Source organism: Citrobacter sp. Cs237 (genome assembly GCF_030332325.1).
Taxonomy (GTDB): domain Bacteria; phylum Pseudomonadota; class Gammaproteobacteria; order Enterobacterales; family Enterobacteriaceae; genus Citrobacter_A; species Citrobacter_A sedlakii.
In genome coordinates, this window is sequence record NZ_JAOWIB010000109.1 from 286,749 (window position 1) to 305,620 (window position 18,872).

General features: G+C 54.6%; 18 protein-coding genes. 10 read left to right on the forward strand and 8 right to left on the reverse strand.

Annotated elements, in window-relative coordinates:
* Positions 1–40 precede the first annotated feature (40 nt).
* Positions 41–457 (forward strand): pyrimidine (deoxy)nucleoside triphosphate diphosphatase, encoded by a 417-nt coding sequence (locus OGY07_RS21510; RefSeq protein WP_042287735.1) that lies wholly within the window; start codon positions 41–43, stop codon positions 455–457.
* Here the strand turns inward: OGY07_RS21510 and OGY07_RS21515 are convergent.
* A complete protein-coding gene (locus OGY07_RS21515; RefSeq protein WP_407208747.1) occupies positions 417–692 on the reverse strand; it encodes a YnjH family protein in 276 nt (91 codons plus the stop codon). The two genes, OGY07_RS21510 and OGY07_RS21515, sit on opposite strands and share 41 nt — an antisense overlap.
* Positions 693–921: 229 nt before the next feature.
* Between OGY07_RS21515 and gdhA the strand changes: the two genes are divergently transcribed.
* Complete coding sequence (gene gdhA / locus OGY07_RS21520; RefSeq protein WP_042287545.1) at positions 922–2,265, forward strand: NADP-specific glutamate dehydrogenase; 1,344 nt, start codon at positions 922–924, stop codon at positions 2,263–2,265.
* A 15-nt stretch (positions 2,266–2,280) separates the two neighbouring features.
* Here the strand turns inward: gdhA and topB are convergent, their stop codons facing one another.
* The 3 genes from topB to OGY07_RS21535 form a co-directional block, all read right to left on the reverse strand.
* Entirely contained in the window at positions 2,281–4,233 is a 1,953-nt protein-coding gene (gene topB / locus OGY07_RS21525; protein ID WP_286603067.1) for a DNA topoisomerase III, read from the reverse strand.
* A gap of 4 nt (positions 4,234–4,237) precedes the next feature.
* Positions 4,238–5,281, reverse strand: coding sequence for a selenide, water dikinase SelD (gene selD, locus OGY07_RS21530; RefSeq protein WP_042287550.1), 1,044 nt, complete (start codon positions 5,279–5,281; stop codon positions 4,238–4,240).
* Positions 5,282–5,397: 116 nt separating this feature from the next.
* On the reverse strand, positions 5,398–5,949 hold the full coding sequence (locus tag OGY07_RS21535) for an NAD(P)H nitroreductase (protein ID WP_042287553.1): 552 nt from the start codon (positions 5,947–5,949) through the stop codon (positions 5,398–5,400).
* Positions 5,950–6,114: 165 nt separating this feature from the next.
* Between OGY07_RS21535 and sppA the strand changes: the two genes are divergently transcribed.
* The 5 genes from sppA to yajD all read left to right on the forward strand — a co-directional run bounded on the left by sppA (position 6,115) and on the right by yajD (position 11,648).
* Complete coding sequence (gene sppA / locus OGY07_RS21540; protein WP_269535942.1) at positions 6,115–7,971, forward strand: signal peptide peptidase SppA; 1,857 nt, start codon at positions 6,115–6,117, stop codon at positions 7,969–7,971.
* Positions 7,972–8,046: 75 nt separating this feature from the next.
* The gene (gene ansA / locus OGY07_RS21545) at positions 8,047–9,063 is read left to right on the forward strand and encodes an asparaginase (protein ID WP_042287737.1); all 1,017 of its coding nucleotides are present in this window, start codon (positions 8,047–8,049) and stop codon (positions 9,061–9,063) included.
* A gap of 10 nt (positions 9,064–9,073) precedes the next feature.
* Complete coding sequence (pncA, locus tag OGY07_RS21550) at positions 9,074–9,715, forward strand: bifunctional nicotinamidase/pyrazinamidase (protein ID WP_042287557.1); 642 nt, start codon at positions 9,074–9,076, stop codon at positions 9,713–9,715.
* Between the two features lie 198 nt (positions 9,716–9,913).
* Positions 9,914–11,167, forward strand: a complete 1,254-nt coding sequence (chiD, locus tag OGY07_RS21555) for a chitinase ChiD (RefSeq protein WP_286603069.1) — start codon at positions 9,914–9,916, stop codon at positions 11,165–11,167.
* Between the two features lie 136 nt (positions 11,168–11,303).
* Positions 11,304–11,648 carry an HNH nuclease YajD gene (yajD, locus tag OGY07_RS21560; protein ID WP_042287562.1) on the forward strand — a complete coding sequence of 115 codons (345 nt, stop codon included), beginning with the start codon at positions 11,304–11,306 and terminating at the stop codon, positions 11,646–11,648.
* Positions 11,649–11,705: 57 nt separating this feature from the next.
* Here yajD and OGY07_RS21565 read toward each other — a convergent pair whose 3' ends face one another.
* Together OGY07_RS21565 and msrB are read right to left on the reverse strand one after the other, a co-directional pair.
* Entirely contained in the window at positions 11,706–11,981 is a 276-nt protein-coding gene (locus tag OGY07_RS21565; RefSeq protein ID WP_205611928.1) for a YeaC family protein, read from the reverse strand.
* Positions 11,982–12,020: 39 nt separating this feature from the next.
* Positions 12,021–12,434, reverse strand: coding sequence for a peptide-methionine (R)-S-oxide reductase MsrB (gene msrB, locus OGY07_RS21570; RefSeq protein ID WP_042287567.1), 414 nt, complete (start codon positions 12,432–12,434; stop codon positions 12,021–12,023).
* A gap of 342 nt (positions 12,435–12,776) precedes the next feature.
* Between msrB and gapA the strand changes: the two genes are divergently transcribed.
* Together gapA and OGY07_RS21580 are read left to right on the forward strand one after the other, a co-directional pair.
* Positions 12,777–13,772 (forward strand): glyceraldehyde-3-phosphate dehydrogenase, encoded by a 996-nt coding sequence (gene gapA, locus OGY07_RS21575; RefSeq protein WP_012905550.1) that lies wholly within the window; start codon positions 12,777–12,779, stop codon positions 13,770–13,772.
* A gap of 74 nt (positions 13,773–13,846) precedes the next feature.
* On the forward strand, positions 13,847–14,731 hold the full coding sequence (locus tag OGY07_RS21580; RefSeq protein ID WP_042287570.1) for a D-hexose-6-phosphate mutarotase: 885 nt from the start codon (positions 13,847–13,849) through the stop codon (positions 14,729–14,731).
* 61 nt (positions 14,732–14,792) lie between these two features.
* Here the strand turns inward: OGY07_RS21580 and OGY07_RS21585 are convergent, their stop codons facing one another.
* Positions 14,793–15,647 (reverse strand): aldo/keto reductase, encoded by an 855-nt coding sequence (locus OGY07_RS21585; protein ID WP_060569640.1) that lies wholly within the window; start codon positions 15,645–15,647, stop codon positions 14,793–14,795.
* 90 nt (positions 15,648–15,737) lie between these two features.
* The gene (locus tag OGY07_RS21590) at positions 15,738–16,484 is read right to left on the reverse strand and encodes a MipA/OmpV family protein (protein ID WP_042287574.1); all 747 of its coding nucleotides are present in this window, start codon (positions 16,482–16,484) and stop codon (positions 15,738–15,740) included.
* 443 nt (positions 16,485–16,927) lie between these two features.
* Between OGY07_RS21590 and yeaG the strand changes: the two genes are divergently transcribed.
* Entirely contained in the window at positions 16,928–18,862 is a 1,935-nt protein-coding gene (gene yeaG / locus OGY07_RS21595) for a protein kinase YeaG (protein ID WP_042287576.1), read from the forward strand.
* Positions 18,863–18,872: the final 10 nt, after the last annotated feature.

Consider the following 18,872-nt stretch of genomic DNA (forward strand, 5'->3'; position numbering starts at 1 on the left):
ACGATAGTATGTCACTTTATCCCGTTAGACATTGATGAATATGATGAAAACCCTCGACGTTGTCGCCGCCATTATCGAGCGTGATGGCAAAATATTGCTCGCCCAGCGCCCTGCCCATGCGGATCAACCTGGGTTATGGGAGTTTGCAGGTGGAAAAGTCGAGCCTGGCGAAACACAGCCGCAGGCGCTTGCCCGTGAGTTACAGGAAGAACTGGGTATCTGCGCCACCGTCGGAGCCTACGTTGCCAGCCATCAGCGTGAAGTTTCGGGCCGCATCATTCACCTGCATGCCTGGCATGTTCCGGCATTCAGCGGCGCGTTAACCGCCCATGCGCATCAGCGGTTGGTATGGTGCGAGCCGCACGTCGCACAGGAATATCCGCTTGCTCCCGCCGATATCCCCCTGCTCAAGGCGTTTATGCTTTTACGCGACGCCAGACCAGCGGATTCGTGCTGATCGTTTTTTCATCGCGCTGACACTGCAACAGCACACCTTCCACTTTAATCACCGCGCCCTCCGAATAATACTGATCCTGATAAATGCAGCACTGTAGACAGGGCTGCACACGTTGGCCACCCGTACTGAACACCTCCGGCGGCACGTTGACCTCGACCTGCGGGTGAGAGATCGGGTTAGCTGTCGCGGAAAAAGCGAGGGTCATCACGACGGCGGCGAGGGCGAAAGCGCGCATAGAAATTCCTTATTATTGCGGGACTGTTCTCACTATAACGGTCTTTCATGGCGAAAACTTTAATCCCGCCCGTCATCGCTTTTTGTTATGAGCCACGCCCGGTTATTAATTTGCTTAGCGGCACCATTTTTTTCTTGCTTCCCGTCACATTCCTGGTGGTATAGTCAAAAACTGCAAATACATATTCATTAAAAACACAATTACAATCGTTTAAATATAAGGTTTATCTATGGATCAGACACGCTCTCTGGAATCATTCCTCAACCATGTACAAAAGCGCGACCCGAATCAAACCGAGTTCGCGCAGGCCGTTCGCGAAGTGATGACCACCCTGTGGCCTTTCCTTGAGCAAAATCCCCGTTACCGTGAAATGTCGTTGCTTGAACGTTTGGTTGAGCCAGAGCGTGTGATTCAGTTCCGCGTAGTGTGGCTCGACGATCGTAATCAGGTGCAGGTCAACCGTGCCTGGCGCGTCCAGTTTAACTCAGCGATCGGCCCCTATAAGGGCGGCATGCGTTTCCACCCGTCCGTTAACCTCTCGATCCTTAAGTTCCTCGGCTTCGAGCAAACCTTTAAAAACGCGCTGACTACCCTGCCAATGGGCGGGGGTAAAGGCGGCAGCGACTTCGATCCAAAAGGCAAAAGCGAAGGCGAAGTGATGCGTTTCTGCCAGGCGCTAATGACCGAACTGTATCGCCATTTGGGTCCGGACACCGACGTACCGGCGGGTGATATCGGCGTCGGGGGGCGTGAAGTGGGCTTTATGGCCGGGATGATGCGCAAGCTGTCCAATAACAGCGCCTGTGTGTTTACAGGTAAAGGTCTTTCGTTCGGCGGCAGTCTTATCCGCCCGGAAGCCACCGGTTACGGCCTGGTCTATTTCACTGAAGCGATGCTTAAACGTCATGGTCTGGGCTTTGAAGGTATGCGCGTGGCGGTGTCCGGTTCCGGCAACGTGGCGCAATATGCGATTGAAAAAGCGATGGAGTTTGGCGCCCGCGTGGTCACCGCCTCTGACTCCAGCGGTACTGTGGTTGACGAAAGCGGCTTTAGCAAAGAAAAGCTGGCGCGCCTGTGCGAAATCAAAGCAAATCGTGACAGCCGCCTGTCCGCGTATGCCAAAGAGTTTGGCCTGACCTGGCTGGAAGGTAAACAACCGTGGTCAGTCCCGGTGGATATCGCCCTGCCTTGCGCAACGCAGAACGAGCTGGATGTCGACGCCGCGCGCATGCTGATCGCCAACGGCGTGAAGGCGGTCGCCGAAGGGGCCAACATGCCAACCACCATCGAAGCGACCGATCTGTTCCTGGATGCGGGCGTACTGTTTGCTCCGGGTAAGGCGGCAAACGCTGGCGGCGTGGCGACCTCCGGTCTGGAGATGGCGCAGAACGCCGCGCGCATGAGCTGGAAAGCGGAAAAAGTGGATGCGCGCCTGCACCACATTATGCTGGATATTCACCACGCCTGCGTGGAGTACGGCGGTGAAAGCAAGCAGACTAACTACGTGCGCGGCGCGAATATCGCGGGCTTCGTGAAAGTCGCCGACGCGATGTTTGGTCAGGGAGTGATTTAATTCTTCCCCAACGAACTAGATGCCTGCCTCTGCTGATGGCGGGCTTTTTTTCGCCGCTCGCTTACGCGGCGCACCCTTTTTCTTCTCGCTGCTACCGCCGCCGCTACCCGGCGCGACGATCCCGCGGAAGCGACGCACCGGCGTGGACTTCGCCTGGTCGATCAATTGGTACAACGTACCGATTAACGGCTGCATAAAATCCTGATAGCGGCACTGTTTTTCACTGATTTGCGTCAGAATAGACTCCCAGTGCGCCGTCATGTCCGGACGGGTCGCCATCTCCGGCAGCGAATGGAACAGCGCCTTTCCGGCGTCAGTGGAGTGAATATAGCGCCCTTTCTTGGTGAGGAAACCGCGCTTAAACAAAAGCTCAATGATCCCCGCGCGGGTCGCTTCCGTACCCAGCCCGTCGGTGGCGCGGAGGATCTTTTTCAGATCTTTGTCCTGCACAAAGCGGGCAATCCCCGTCATCGCCGACAGCAGGGTGGCATCGGTAAAGTGGCGCGGCGGCTGGGTCTGACGTTCAACCACTTCACCCTTCTCGCACAGCAGTTCGTCGTCTTTCGCCACGACCGGCAGCGGCGTCCCGTCGTTTTCTTCGTCTCGCTCTTTGTTACCAAGCAGCGTGCGCCAGCCCGCTTCCGCCAGAAACCGCGCTTTGGCGACAAATTTGCCTTTGGCGATGTCGAGTTCGATCACACACTTACGGAAAACGGCGTCCGGGCAGAACTGCATTAAGTACTGGCGCGCGATCAGGCTATACACCTTCGCTTCATTGTCGGTAAGGTTAATCGACGCACTGCGCGCGGTAGGAATAATGGCGTGATGCGCATCAACCTTTTTATCATCCCAGCAGCGGTTGCGGGTATCAGGGTCAATGACCGGCTGCGGTAACAGATCCGGCGCATGTACGCCGATGGCGTTCATCACCGCATGGCGTCCGACAAAGTGTTCTTCCGGCAGATAACGGCAGTCAGAACGCGGATAGGTGATCAACTTGTGGGTTTCATACAGCTTCTGACAGATATCAAGCACGTTTTGCGCGCTCAGGCCAAAGCGCTTTGCCGCCTCAATCTGTAACGCAGAAAGCGAAAACGGCAGCGGCGCGGATTCCGATTCCCGTTTATCGTTATAGCTGGTGACAATGGCCGGTTGACCGTTTATCCGGTTCACCACATGCTCCGCCAGCGGGCGATGCAGTAAGCGCCCTTCTTCATCCTGATATGGCTCGCAGGCGTCGCTCGGCTGCCAGATGGCGGTAAACCGCTCGTCGGCGGGGGTAACGATGTGCGCCTTCACCTCGAAGAAATCTTTTGGAATGAAATTCTCGATCTCTTCGTCACGACGCACCACCAGCCCGAGTACCGGCGTCTGCACGCGCCCAACCGACAGGACACCCTGATACCCGGCGTTACGTCCAAGAATCGTGTAGGCGCGGGTCATGTTGATACCGTACAGCCAGTCGGCGCGCGCACGCGCCAACGCCGAGACGCACAGCGGCACGAACTCACTGTTCGACCGCAACCGGTCAATGGCGCGCTCCACCGCCTGCGGGTTGAGATCGTTGATCAGGCAGCGCTGCACCTGCTGGCGTTTTTCCGGCGCCAGTTGCAGATAGTCAAGCACTTCATCCACCAGCAACTGACCTTCGCGATCGGGGTCTCCGGCATGAATGACCTCACTGGCCTCATGTAAAAAGCGCTTAATGACATTGAGCTGTTTGGTCACCGACGGACGCGGCTGCAATTGCCACTTTTCCGGCACAATGGGCAGATCAGAGAGGGTCCAGCGCGCATAGCGGCTGTCATACGCGTCGGGCTGCGCCTGCTCAAGCAGATGACCAATACACCAGGTGACCACCTGACCGTTTCCACATTCAATAAAGCCATCGCCTTTGCGATGCGGCTTCGGCAGCACGTCCGCAATGGCGCGGGCCAGGCTCGGCTTTTCGGCAATAAACAACCGCATTGAATTAACGGATCTCAACCATGGCACGACCGCCACGCGCGTCAACCAGTTCGCCAATCGCCGTCAGGTCGATGCCGAACTCTGCGGCGGCGAGTTTCACCTCGTCGACCGCATCCGGCGTCACCGCCAGCAGCAGACCGCCGGAGGTTTGCGGATCGCAAAGCAGATCGCGCACTTCACGCGGCATCTCGCCCATCAGATGCCCGTAGCTGGCAAAGTTTCGCTCGGTTCCGCCCGGTACGGCGCCAAGCCGGATATACTCCTCGACGCCCGGCAATTTCGGGATCGCGTCGTAGTGAATTTGTGCCTGAACGCCTGCGCCCTGACACATTTCGCTGAGGTGTCCCAGCAGGCCGAAACCGGTCACGTCAGTCATCGCCTTCACGCCGTCAATGTCCGCAAAGGCGGCTCCGGCAATGTTCATTCGACACATAACTTCCGTCGCCAGCCCCTGGTGTTCGGGTTTAAGCAGTGATTTTTTCTCTGCGGTGGTCAATACACCAATACCCAGCGGCTTCGTCAGGAAGAGTTTGCATCCCGCCCGCGCGGTACTGTTTTTCTTCACCCGTTCGGTCGGCACGATGCCGGTGACAGCCAGGCCAAAGATCGGCTCTGGCGCGTCGATGGAATGGCCGCCCGCCAGCGCAATCCCCGCCTCACGGCAGGCGAAACGTCCGCCTTCGGTAACTTCGCGGGCGATATCGGGCGACAGCGTGTTGATGGGCCAGCCGAGGATGGCAATCGCCATAATCGGTTTCCCGCCCATCGCAAAAATATCGCTAATGGCGTTGGTTGCCGCAATACGGCCAAAATCAAATGGGTTATCGACGATCGGCATAAAGAAGTCAGTGGTGCTGATCACACTGGTGCCGTTGCCGAGATCGTAGACTGCCGCGTCGTCGCGGGTCTCATTGCCCACAAGCAGGTTCGGGTCGACAAACTTCGCCTGCTCGCTGTGCAGAATGGTTTCCAACACTTTGGGGGAAATTTTACAACCGCAACCCGCTCCGTGGCTGTACTGCGTTAAACGAATAGCGTGCTCGCTCATGGACATCTCCTGTCATTGCAATCGGGCTATGGTAGCGCTCATTCCCTGATGTGGTAAGAGAGAGTGTCTGAATTCCGGCGTCTTTGCTCAGAATCCAGACAGTTTTGCGGATTATTTTAAAAAACGGTCACGAATGGCGCGGTATCCGGCACGTTAATCGTCGTTGAGGCTTTCAGTTGCGGCGTGCCAAGATAAAGAAAACCGACGATCTTATCCTGCGGCCGGCAGTTAAACGCGTCACGAACCACCGGGCTTTCGGTGAGCGCGCCGCTGCGCCAGATACCGCCAAAACCCTGGGCCACCGCCGCCATCTGCATCGCCATCACCGCGCATCCGGCGGACATTTCCTGTTCCCAGACCGGTACTTTATGATTTTCCTGGCATTTGGCGACCACGGTAATAATCAGCGGCGCACGGAACGGCGCGCTGCGGGCTTTCTCGATCGCTTTTTCATCACCGTCAGCGGCGATGGCTCCTTTTTCCAGGACGGCGCTGAAGCGCTCGCGTCCTTCGCCCTCAATCACAAAGAAGTGCCAGGGTTGCAGGGTCTTATGATCCGGCGCGCGCATTCCTGCCCGCAGGATATTCTGAAGTTGCTCACCGGCAGGGGCAGGCTCTGCCAGACGAGAGGCGCTACGACGGTTAACAAGTAATTCAAGTGCATCCATTTGGTTAACTCCTGTCATGGTGAATATTCACAAAATTAACACGAGAGCAGAATTTGTTACAGCGCAGACGGTGATTCCTGCTGACAACTGCCTGTCGGGTCATTAGGATAGCCTCATCTCATACATCCTGACCGGATGTAGTATTGGTAATGATTGGGAGAAGACATGCGAACCCTGTGGCGATTTATTGCCGGTTTTTTTAAATGGACGTGGCGACTGCTCAATTTTGTCCGCGAAATGGTGCTTAACCTGTTCTTTATTTTCCTGATCCTTGTGGGTGTCGGGATCTGGATGCAGGTGAACAACGGGAATTCGGGGGAGAAAGTCAGTCGCGGCGCCCTGCTCCTGGATATTTCCGGGGTGATCGTCGATAAACCCTCCAGTACCCATCGTTTAGGCGTGCTTGGTCGTCAATTGTTTGGCGCAAGCTCCGATCGCCTGCAGGAAAACTCCCTGTTTGATATCGTCAATACGATCCGTCAGGCGAAAGAAGACAGCAATATCACCGGCATCGTCATGGATCTGAAAGATTTTGCCGGAGCCGATCAGCCGTCGATGCAGTATATCGGTAAAGCGCTGCGCGAATTCCGCGACAGCGGTAAGCCGGTTTATGCCGTTGGCGATAACTTCAGCCAGGGCCAGTATTATCTGGCAAGTTTTGCTAATAAAATCTGGCTTACGCCACAAGGGGCTGTCGATATTCACGGTTTTGCCACCAATGGCCTGTACTACAAATCGCTGCTGGATAAGCTGAAAGTGTCCACCCACGTTTTCCGCGTCGGCACCTATAAATCCGCTGTTGAGCCCTTTATTCGCGACGATATGTCTCCCGCCGCACGTGAAGCGGATAGCCGCTGGATTGGCGAGCTGTGGCAGAATTACCTGAATACCATCGCCGCCAACCGTCAAATTCCGGCTCAGCAGGTATTCCCTGGCGCGCAAGGTGTACTGGACGGGCTGACAAAGGCCGGCGGCGACACGGCGAAATATGCCCTCGACCATAAGCTGGTGGATGCGCTGCTCACCAGCACTGAGATGGAAAAAGCCCTGACCAAAGCATTTGGCTGGAGCAAGTCTGAAAATAACTATCGCGCAATCAGCTATTACGATTATTCCCTGAATCCCCCTGCGGACACCGGTAGCGCCATTGCCGTGGTGTTTGCCAACGGGGCGATTATGGACGGCGAAGAAACCCCGGGGAACGTTGGCGGCGACACGACGGCCTCGCAAATTCGCGACGCCCGACTGGATCCGAAAGTGAAAGCCATCGTCCTGCGCGTCAACAGCCCGGGAGGCAGCGTGACGGCTTCCGAAGTGATTCGCTCTGAACTGGCTGCGGCAAAAGCTGCCGGAAAACCTGTCGTGGTATCGATGGGCGGCATGGCGGCATCCGGCGGCTACTGGATCTCCACACCCGCCAGCTACATTGTGGCGAACCCAAGCACCCTGACCGGCTCTATCGGGATCTTCGGGGTCATTAATACCGTTGAAAATAGCCTCAACGCTATCGGCGTACATACGGATGGCGTGGCCACCTCGCCGCTGGCGGATATTTCGATGACCAAAGCTCTGCCGCCGGAAGTGCAGCAGATGATGCAGCTGAGCATCGAGAATGGCTATCAACGTTTTATCACCCTGGTTGCCAATGCGCGCAAGTCAACGCCTGAGCAGATTGATAAAATCGCCCAGGGCCACGTCTGGACCGGGCAGGATGCGAAGGCCAACGGTCTGGTCGACAGTCTGGGCGACTTCGACGACGCGGTGGCGAAAGCCGCGGAGCTGGCGAAACTCAAACAGTGGCATATCGACTACTATCAGGATGAGCCGACTTTCTTCGACAGGGTGATGGACAGCATGTCCGGTTCGGTACGCGCCATGCTGCCGCAGGCTATTCAGGCGATGCTTCCCGCGCCGCTGGCCTCTGCCGCCAGCACGGTGAAAGCGGAAGGCGACAAACTGGCGGCGTTTAACGACCCGCAAAACCGTTATGCGTTTTGTCTGACCTGCGCTAACGTGCGTTAAACGGTGATGCCGGATACGTCGCGCAAGCGTCGCTATCCGGCACAAAAACACTCTTCACTTCGTAAGATCATCGCCATGCAGAAGAAATCTATTTACGTTGCCTATACCGGCGGTACCATCGGTATGCAGCGTTCTGAACAGGGATACATTCCGGTTTCCGGTCACCTTCAACGGCAACTGGCATTGATGCCTGAATTCCACCGTCCGGAGATGCCGGATTTCACTATCCACGAATACGCCCCGCTGATGGACTCCTCCGATATGACGCCTGAAGACTGGCAGCATATCGCGAATGACATCCACGCTAATTACGATGAATATGATGGTTTCGTGATCCTCCACGGCACCGACACCATGGCGTTCACCGCGTCCGCTCTCTCGTTTATGCTGGAAAATCTCGGTAAACCGGTTATTGTGACAGGGTCACAAATCCCCTTAGCCGAGCTGCGTTCCGACGGACAAATTAATTTGCTCAACGCGCTGTACGTCGCCGCTAATTATCCGATCAACGAAGTTACACTGTTTTTTAATAATCGCCTTTACCGCGGAAACCGCACCACGAAAGCCCACGCTGACGGCTTTGACGCCTTTGCTTCCCCTAACCTCCAGCCGTTGCTGGAAGCCGGGATTCATATTCGTCGTACGGGCACTCCACCAGCGCCGCAGGGCGATGGGCCATTTATTGTGCACCCTATCACGCCGCAACCGATCGGCGTGGTCACGATTTACCCGGGGATCTCTGCCGGGGTGGTGCGAAACTTCCTGCGCCAGCCGGTAAAAGCGCTGATCCTGCGCTCCTATGGCGTCGGCAACGCGCCGCAGAATAAAGAATTTCTTAAAGAGCTGAGCGAAGCCAGCGACCGTGGCATCGTGGTGGTGAATCTCACCCAATGTATGTCAGGTAAAGTGAATATGGGCGGCTACGCGACCGGGAACGCGCTGGCGCATGCCGGGGTGATTGGCGGTGCGGATATGACTGTTGAAGCCACGCTGACCAAGCTGCATTATCTGTTGAGCCAGGGTCTGGACACCGCGGCCATTCGCGTGGCAATGACCCAGAACCTGCGCGGCGAACTGACGCCAGACGACTAAGGAGGATCCTGTGACCCAGCGCGCTCTGTTACTGGTTGATTTACAAAATGACTTTTGCGCGGGCGGCGCGCTTGCCGTGCCCGAAGGCGACAGCACCGTGGATGTCGCCAACCGGCTGATAGCGTGGTGTCAGGCGCGCGGCGAGGCGGCGATCGCCAGCCAGGACTGGCATCCGGCGAATCACGGCAGTTTTGCCAGCCAGCACCAGGTGGAACCTTACTCGCAAGGCCAACTCGATGGGCTGGCGCAAACCTTCTGGCCGGATCACTGCGTACAAAACACCGAAGGCGCGGCGTTGCATCCGCTGTTAAACCAGAAAGCGATCGCAACCGTATTTTACAAAGGCGAGAATCCGCAGGTTGACAGTTACAGCGCTTTTTTCGATAACGGCCGCAGACAAAAAACGGCGCTGGACGACTGGCTGAAGGCGCACAGTATTACGGAGCTGATCGTCATGGGGCTGGCGACCGATTACTGCGTGAAATTTACGGTGCAGGATGCGCTCCAGTTGGGCTACCGCGTAAACGTCATTACCGACGGCTGCCGCGGGGTGAATCTGCACCCCCAGGACAGCAGCTATGCGTTTATGGAGATGGCGGCGCAAGGCGCTACGCTCTATACGCTGGATGACTGGGAAGAGACGCACCGCTGATGTGATGGCCGGATGGCGCTGCGTTTATCCGGCCAACGTCTCTCCCTCTCGCATAAAAAATCCCGTTTGTCTTCCGTCACATAAAGTGAACTGTATCGCAGCGGCAACGACACGCGGGTGCTACTCTTTGATGGCTGTTTTTTCGCCACGCCATTTCCGTGGCGTGTTTGCTTTTTTAAACGTCAAAGAGGATCGATTATGAAACGTTTGCCTTTGCTGGCAGCATTACCCCTGATCTGCGCGTCCGTCGCGTCCGCCAGTTCAATGATGTCCGTTGGCTATTTTAACGGCGGCGGGGACGTCACCGCCGGACCGGGCGGTGATATTAATAAGCTGGACGTGCGCCAAATCACCCACCTGAACTACTCCTTTGGCCTGATCTATAACGGCGAAAAAGAAGAAACCAATGTCGCGCTGAAAGATTCGGCAATGCGGCATCAGATCTGGCTGTCGCCAAAAGTCCAGTCGGACCTCGCCCAGCTTCCCGTTCTGCGCAAACAAAACCCGAATTTGAAGGTGCTGTTATCGGTAGGCGGCTGGGGAGCGCGTGGATTCTCCGGCGCGGCAGCCACGCCGGAAACCCGCGCGGTATTTATTCAGTCTGCGCAGGAGATTGTTAAAAAGTATGGTCTTGACGGGATCGATCTTGACTGGGAATACCCGGTCAACGGCGCATGGGGGCTGGTAGAAAGCCAGCCAGCGGACCGGGATAACTTCACGTTGCTGCTGAAAGAACTGCGCCAGGCGTTCGGCAAAGCCAAACTGGTGACCATTGCCGTCGGGGCGAATGCGGAAAGTCCGAAAAGCTGGGTAGATGTGAAGGCCATCGCACCGCTGCTCGATTATATCAATCTGATGACGTATGACATGGCCTATGGCACCCAGTATTTCAACGCCAACCTGTACGATTCAAAGGCGTGGCCAACGGTGGCCGCTGCCGACAAATACAGCGTGGACTTTGTGGTCAATAACTATCTTGCCGCCGGACTTAAACCGCAGCAGATGAATCTTGGCATCGGTTTTTATGGCCGCGTTCCCAAGCGTTCCGTGGAGCCAGGAATTGACTGGAGCAAACCGGATGCGCAGAAAAATCCTGTCACCCAGCCCTATTTCGGCGAGCAGGAAGTGGCGTTGTTTCGATCGCTCGGTATTGACCTGAAGAAAGATACCTACGTGAAGTACAACGATATAGTGAAAACCTTTCTTAACGATCCGCAAAAGCGGTTTACCAGGCACTGGGATGACGACGCGAAGTTTCCGTGGCTGTCGGTAAAATCCGCTGAAGGCAAGACGCTGTTTGCCCTCTCCTACGAGGATCCGCGTTCGGTGGCGATCAAAGCCGACTACATCAAAAAACGCGGACTGGCGGGCGCGATGTTCTGGGAATATGGCGCGGATGATAATAATCAGTTAGCAAAACAGCTGGCGGAATCCTTAGCGATTACGCCGTGATCCGGTGAGACGCCCCAGGATTTATTGTGGGGCGTCTCCCGCACTGTGCGACGCCGTGTCATTCGGGTTAAGATTGGCGTATCCGCTGCGGTATTTTTACGCCGCTTTTTCTTTCTCGACAGGAGGCATGGGGCTTATGGCTTTTATCCCTAAAAATTACGCCCGTCTGGAAGTGGGTTATCGCGAAAAGGCGCTTAAGCTCTTCCCCTGGGTTTGTGGACGTTGTTCACGTGAATTTGTCTATTCCAATCTTCGTGAGTTGACGGTACACCATATCGATCACGATCATTCCAATAACCCGGAAGATGGCAGCAACTGGGAGATGCTGTGCCTGTACTGCCACGACCACGAGCATTCAAAATACACGGAAGCCGATCAGTACGGCTCAACGGTCATAGCGGGGGAAGATGCGCAAAAGAGCGTCGGCGAGGCAACCTACAATCCTTTTGCCGATCTCAAGTCGATGATGAACAAGAAGTAACCCTTCACGCGTTCCGATCAACACCCGACGGCGCACGCTGTCGGGCGTTTTGCGGTATCAGGATTTAAATGTCGCGATCGGTTTCGGCGCAATACCGAAATCTTCTTTCAACTGCTGTTTGCTTTTCATCACCATCTGACCGTTGGTGTCGATGGTCATGTGTTGCGCGTCAGTGTTGTGCCGCGCCTGCCAGAGCATCACCAGTTGCAGACTGTTATCTTTTTGCTCGGACGTCAGCGCCACGCCATCCGGCCATTTTCCCAACTCAACGGCGGTTGATAAGCGCTGATACACTTCCGGCGTCATGCTGTTAATGATCTCATCAAGATTCATACGCTCCCCTCCTGTGGAATAAATTGCTGAATCGATTCTTCAACCCTTCACCTGATCGCCATTTTCATCGTCGGTAAAGCTCAGGGAGGCCGAATTAACACAGTACCGTTCCCCGGTCGGCTGTGGACCATCCGGGAAGACGTGGCCCAGATGGGCATCACAGTTGCCGCAGCGAATTTCGATGCGTTGCATTCCGTGTGAATCGTCTTTCAGATAGCGGATCGCGTCTTCGCTCAGCGGCTCGTAAAAGCTCGGCCAGCCGCAACCGGAGTCGTATTTCGTTTGGGAGGTAAACAGCGGCGCGTCGCAGACCAGACAGTGGTACACGCCGTCACGCTTGTTATGCAATAACTGCCCGGTAAACGGCGGTTCGGTACCGTGATTCTGCGTCACGTAGAACTGCATTTCAGTCAGGTTTTTCTTCAGATCTTCTGCGGAAGGTTTGTTCGCCATTTTGCTCGTATCTCGCGTTTGGAACACTCACATTGCGTCACCGATTCTAACAAAACATTAACACCTCAGTCGCAACTTTTGTTCTAAACTTGATCCTTGCGAAATGGCAGCTCGTGAATCGTGATGAAAATCACATTTTTATCTCAGTTGCCCTTTAAAATTCGGGGCGCCGCCCCCATGTGGTTTCAAGCCCAAAGGAAGAGTGAGGCGAGTCAGCCGCGCAAAGCTTGTGCAGAGGATTGATTTGTCGCAATGATTGACACGATTCCGCTTGACGCTGCGTAAGGTTTTTGTAATTTTACAGGCAACCTTTTATTCACTAACAAATAGCTGGTGGAATATATGACTATCAAAGTAGGTATCAACGGTTTTGGCCGTATCGGTCGCATTGTTTTCCGTGCTGCTCAGAAACGTTCTGACATCGAGATCGTTGCAATCAACGACCTGTTAGACGCTGACTACATGGCTTACATGCTGAAATATGACTCCACTCACGGTCGTTTCGACGGCACCGTTGAAGTGAAAGACGGTCATCTGATCGTTAACGGTAAAAAAATCCGTGTTACCGCTGAGCGCGATCCGGCTAACCTGAAATGGGACGAAGTTGGTGTTGACGTAGTTGCTGAAGCGACCGGTATCTTCCTGACTGACGAAACCGCACGTAAGCACATCACTGCTGGCGCGAAAAAAGTGGTTCTGACGGGTCCTTCTAAAGACGACACCCCGATGTTTGTTAAAGGCGCTAACTTTGACAAATATGCTGGCCAGGACATCGTTTCCAACGCATCCTGCACCACTAACTGCCTGGCTCCACTGGCAAAAGTTATCAACGACAACTTCGGCATCATCGAAGGTCTGATGACTACCGTTCACGCGACCACCGCGACTCAGAAAACCGTTGACGGCCCGTCTCACAAAGACTGGCGTGGCGGCCGTGGCGCGGCTCAGAACATCATCCCGTCCTCTACCGGCGCAGCTAAAGCTGTCGGTAAAGTTCTGCCGGAACTGAATGGCAAACTGACCGGTATGGCGTTCCGCGTTCCGACTCCGAACGTATCCGTTGTTGACCTGACCGTTCGTCTGGAAAAAGCTGCTTCTTACGAAGAAATTAAGAAAGCAATCAAAGCTGCTTCCGAAGGCGAAATGAAAGGCGTTCTGGGCTACACCGAAGACGACGTTGTTTCTACCGATTTCAACGGCGAAGTATGCACTTCCGTGTTCGATGCTAAAGCAGGTATCGCACTGAACGACAACTTCGTTAAACTGGTATCCTGGTACGATAACGAAACCGGCTACTCCAACAAAGTTCTGGATCTGATTGCTCACATCTCCAAATAAGTTGAGATGAAGCCATAAATTGTAAGAGCGACTCCGGTCGCTCTTTTTTTTGTCTGAAATTAAAGGATTGCGTGATGATTACTAAAATTTTTGCTCTTCCGATAATCGAACAAATCACCCCTGTTCTGTCGCGCCGTCAGCTGGACGAACTCGAACTGATTGTTGTCGACCACCCGCAGGTCAAAGCCTCTTTTGCTCTTCAGGGCGCGCATCTTCTCTCCTGGAAACCCGCTGGCGAAGAGGACGTTCTGTGGCTGAGTGATATCACGCCGTTTAAAAACGGTGTCCCCCTGCGCGGCGGCGTTCCGATCTGCTGGCCCTGGTTTGGTCCCTCCACACAGCCGGGTTTTCCTTCCCACGGTTTTGCCCGTAACCTGCCCTGGACGCTGAAAGCTCACAATGAAGATGACAACGGCGCGGTGCTAACCTTTGAACTGCAAAGCAGTGAAGCGACCCGTCAGTACTGGCCGCACGACTTCACCCTGCTGGCGCGTTTTAAAGTGGGTCAAACCTGCGAAATCGAACTGGAAGCGCACGGCGATTTCGAAACAACATCCGCCCTGCACACCTATTTCAACGTTGGCGATATCGCGGCGGTGAAAGTAAGCGGTCTGGGCGATCGTTTTATTGATAAAGTGAACGATGCGAAAGAAGATGCGTTGACCGACGGCGTTCAGGCGTTCCCGGATCGTACTGACCGCGTTTATCTGAACCCGGAAGCATGCAGTGTGATTCACGACACCGCGCTAAACCGGAATATTAACGTTATCCATCATCACCATATCAACGTTGTTGGCTGGAACCCGGGCCCGGCGCTGTCCGTGAGCATGGGCGACATGCCGGATGATGGCTATAAAACGTTTGTCTGCGTCGAGACTGCGCATGCCAGCGCACCGCAAAAAGCGACGGAAGAAAAACCGTCCCGTCTGGCACAGACCATTCGCGTTGCGAAACGCTGACGGTAGCTGCGGCTGAACCTGGTCAGCCGTCATCTGGTCTGCAGGTTTATAACCGTTTTCGTCACACCATATCCAGCGCGGTTTTCCCCGTTGGCGCTGGATATGCCTTCTCCAGAGCGGCAATTTCGCCGGCGGACAGCGTCATCGTCAGCGCGGCCGCATTTTGCTTCACGTGCTCTACGCTTGCCGCTTTCGGAATCGCCATCACCCCCTGATGACTGATCACCCAGGCCAGTAAAACTTGCGCTACGCTGGCGTGATGCGCCTGCGCGATCGCCTGCACCTGCGGGTGATTAAATAAACCGTTGCGCAGACGGCCGGCCTGCGCCAGCGGACTGTAGGCCATCACAGGAAGGTGTTGCTGCTGACACCATGGCAGAAGATCGTATTCGATACCGCGCGAAGCCAGATGATAAAGCACCTGATTGGTGGCGCAGGCTCTGCCGCCCTCCACTTTCCACAGCGCCTGCATATCGTCGTAATCGAGATTCGACACGCCCCAACGGCGGATTTTACCCTGCGCCATCAGCGTCTCCATCGCCTCGACGGTCTCCGCAAAAGAATAGCTGCCCGTCCAGTGCAATAAATAGAGGTCCAGATAATCCGTATTGAGCCGCCGCAAACTCGCCTCGCAGGCGGCAATAGCTTTCTGCCCTCCCGCATTCCAGGGATAGACTTTCGACACCAGAAACACCTGTTGACGCAATCCGCTCAGCGCCTCGCCAACCACTTTCTCCGCACCGCCGTCGGCATACATCTCCGCAGTGTCGATCAGCGTCAGCCCAGCCTCCACGCCCGCTCGTAGTGCAGCCACCTCCGCTTTGCGCATGCCAGCGTTTTCGCCCATATACCAGGTGCCCTGGCCGATTGCCGCCAGCGGCGGGTGTCCGGCAAATACAATCTGTTTCTCTGTCATCGCACTCTCCTCCGTCATGCACTACCGTAAAGCAAAACAGGGCGCAAGCGCCCTGTTTTGATGCACAAAATGCATTGTGATGATGCACAATCAGAATTTATAGGTGATCCCGGTGGAGATCAGACCGGTCCAGGATTTGTCGATCATCGGGCTGTCGGTAATTTCATCAGACAGGCGGGTATAGCGCGCCGTGCCGTAAACGTTCCAGTCGCCCAGGAAGTTGTAACTGGCGCTCAGCTCCAGATACGGGTTCCAGCTGTCGTTCGGGTTATAGTCACGCAGACCGCTACGGGCAGACTCTTTACGTGAAACACCGTAGTAGTATTCGTTCTGGTTTTCGCTGTTCCACTCAACCCCGATGCCTGGCGTCAGCGTTAAACCGCCGTTGGTGTAGCGGTACAGCCAGGCGAGATCCCAGACGATGCCGTTACTGTTGTCCAGCGTATCGCCTGACAGCATGGTGCGCAGAAAACCGTATTCCGTATTATGCACATACGACAAGCCCGCCATCACGGTGCTCTTACGTTTGTCCAGACGACGCATTTGATAATCATCACTGTCGCCAGGCTTGAAGTACATCGGCGACCAGTAGGCGGTAATCGACAGTTTATCGGTCGTGTCATTCCACAAATAGTAACCGCCGCCAAGACCACGGAACCAGAAGTTATCGCCTTCATAGTTAATAACCGGAACCGGATAAACGTCAGCGTCATAGTCCTTATAAGGGTGTTCAACCACACCAACGCCTGCGCCCAGCGTCAGGTTGCTTTCAGCGTGCGCTACCGTAGCAGACGTTGCGATAAGCACGCCAAGTGCCAGAAGTTTGAGTTTGGTCACAATCCATCATTCCTTATTCAAATGTTTCGCGGCAAAAGTGTAACCGCCAATACGCAACAACCCAACTATTTTACAAATAACTGACAGAATGTAACCGTTTAATTTCCCTGGCAGAGATGACAGTCTGCTTGCAGCCGCGTGAATAACGCATGATCTTCTGCTGTTTTATTTACATTAGCTATGCACTTTTTGTGGATGAGTTATTGATATGCCATTGAAATTCATTTGCTCCCACAGGCAAGTTTTGCAAATGCCATCTACGCTTAAATTTAGAAGGTGTATCACCGGGCACGTTGATCTCCTGCTTAGCAAGATGGCATGAGAGTTGCTGTTTTTTCTGATGAGACAGTAAGTGACGTCGTTCAGTTTACCTCTTCCGGGAGCCTCTACTATTCATATGAACGGCTCTTAACCTGTGCTAAAAAACGAAAGGACGGCATACCATGAATATATTCGATCACTATCGCCAGCGCTATGAAGCTGCCAAGGACGAAGAGTTCACACTGCAGGAATTTCTTACCACTTGTCGGCAAGATCGCAGTGCTTATGCCAATGCGGCAGAGCGGCTATTGATGGCTATCGGTGAGCCTGTCATGGTCGATACTGCCCAGGAACCTCGACTTTCCCGACTCTTCTCTAACCGGGTTATCGCCCGTTATCCGGCATTTGAAGAGTTCTACGGCATGGAAGATGCGATTGAACAGATTGTCTCTTATCTGAAACACGCGGCTCAAGGGCTGGAGGAGAAGAAACAGATCCTGTATCTGCTGGGGCCTGTAGGGGGCGGGAAGTCGTCGCTGGCCGAGCGACTGAAATCGTTAATGCAGCGGGTTCCCATTTATGTACTGAGCGCGAACGGAGAACGCAGCCCGGTCAACGATCATCCCCTGTGCCTGTTTAACCCGCAGGAAGATGCCCAGATTCTGGAGAAAGAGTACGGCATCCCCCGCCGCTATCTTGGCACCATTATGTCGCCGTGGGCGGCGAAACGACTGCACGAGTTCGGTGGCGATATCACTAAATTCCGCGTGGTGAAAGTCTGGCCGTCGATTCTGGAACAAATCGCCATCGCCAAAACGGAGCCGGGCGATGAAAACAACCAGGATATCTCCGCGCTGGTCGGCAAGGTGGATATTCGTAAGCTCGAAAACCACGCCCAGAACGATCCGGACGCCTATGGCTATTCCGGCGCCCTGTGCCGCGCGAACCAGGGGATCATGGAATTCGTCGAGATGTTTAAGGCGCCAATTAAGGTGCTGCACCCGCTGCTGACCGCGACTCAGGAAGGGAACTATAACGGTACCGAAGGGATCTCCGCCCTGCCGTTTAACGGTATTATTCTTGCCCACTCGAACGAATCGGAATGGGTGACCTTCCGTAATAACAAAAACAACGAAGCCTTCCTCGACCGTGTTTACATCGTGAAGGTGCCGTACTGCTTGCGCATTTCCGAAGAGATCAAAATCTACGAGAAATTGCTTAATCACAGTGAGCTCACCCATGCGCCCTGCGCGCCGGGCACGCTGGAAACGCTGTCGCGTTTCTCGATCCTGTCGCGTCTGAAAGAACCGGAAAACTCGAGCATCTACTCCAAAATGCGCGTTTATGACGGAGAAAGCCTGAAAGACACCGACCCGAAAGCGAAGTCTTACCAGGAGTACCGGGACTACGCTGGCGTGGACGAAGGAATGAACGGTTTGTCGACCCGCTTCGCGTTTAAGATCCTCTCGCGCGTGTTTAACTTCGATCATGCGGAAGTGGCGGCCAACCCGGTGCATCTGTTCTACGTACTTGAGCAGCAGATCGAGCGTGAACAGTTCCCACAGGAGCAGGCCGAACGCTATCTTGAGTTCCTGAAAGGCTATCTGATCCCCAAATACGCCGAGTTTATCGGCAAAGAGATTCAGACAGCTTATCTGGAATCGTATTCTGAGTACGGACAGAACATTTTTGACCGCTATGTCACCTACGCCGATTTCTGGATCCAGGATCAGGAGTACCGTGACCCGGATACCGGTCAACTGTTTGACCGCGAGTCGCTGAATGCTGAACTGGAAAAAATTGAAAAACCGGCGGGGATCAGCAATCCAAAAGATTTCCGAAACGAGATAGTCAACTTTGTTCTGCGCGCCCGGGCGAACAACAGCGGGCGTAATCCGAACTGGACCAGCTATGAAAAACTGCGCACGGTCATCGAGAAGAAAATGTTCTCTAATACCGAAGAGCTGTTGCCGGTCATTTCGTTCAACGCCAAAACGTCGACCGATGAGCAGAAGAAACACGACGACTTTGTCGACCGGATGATGGAGAAAGGCTATACCCGTAAGCAGGTGCGTTTACTGTGCGAATGGTATTTGCGCGTACGTAAATCGTCATAAACCGTTGCCC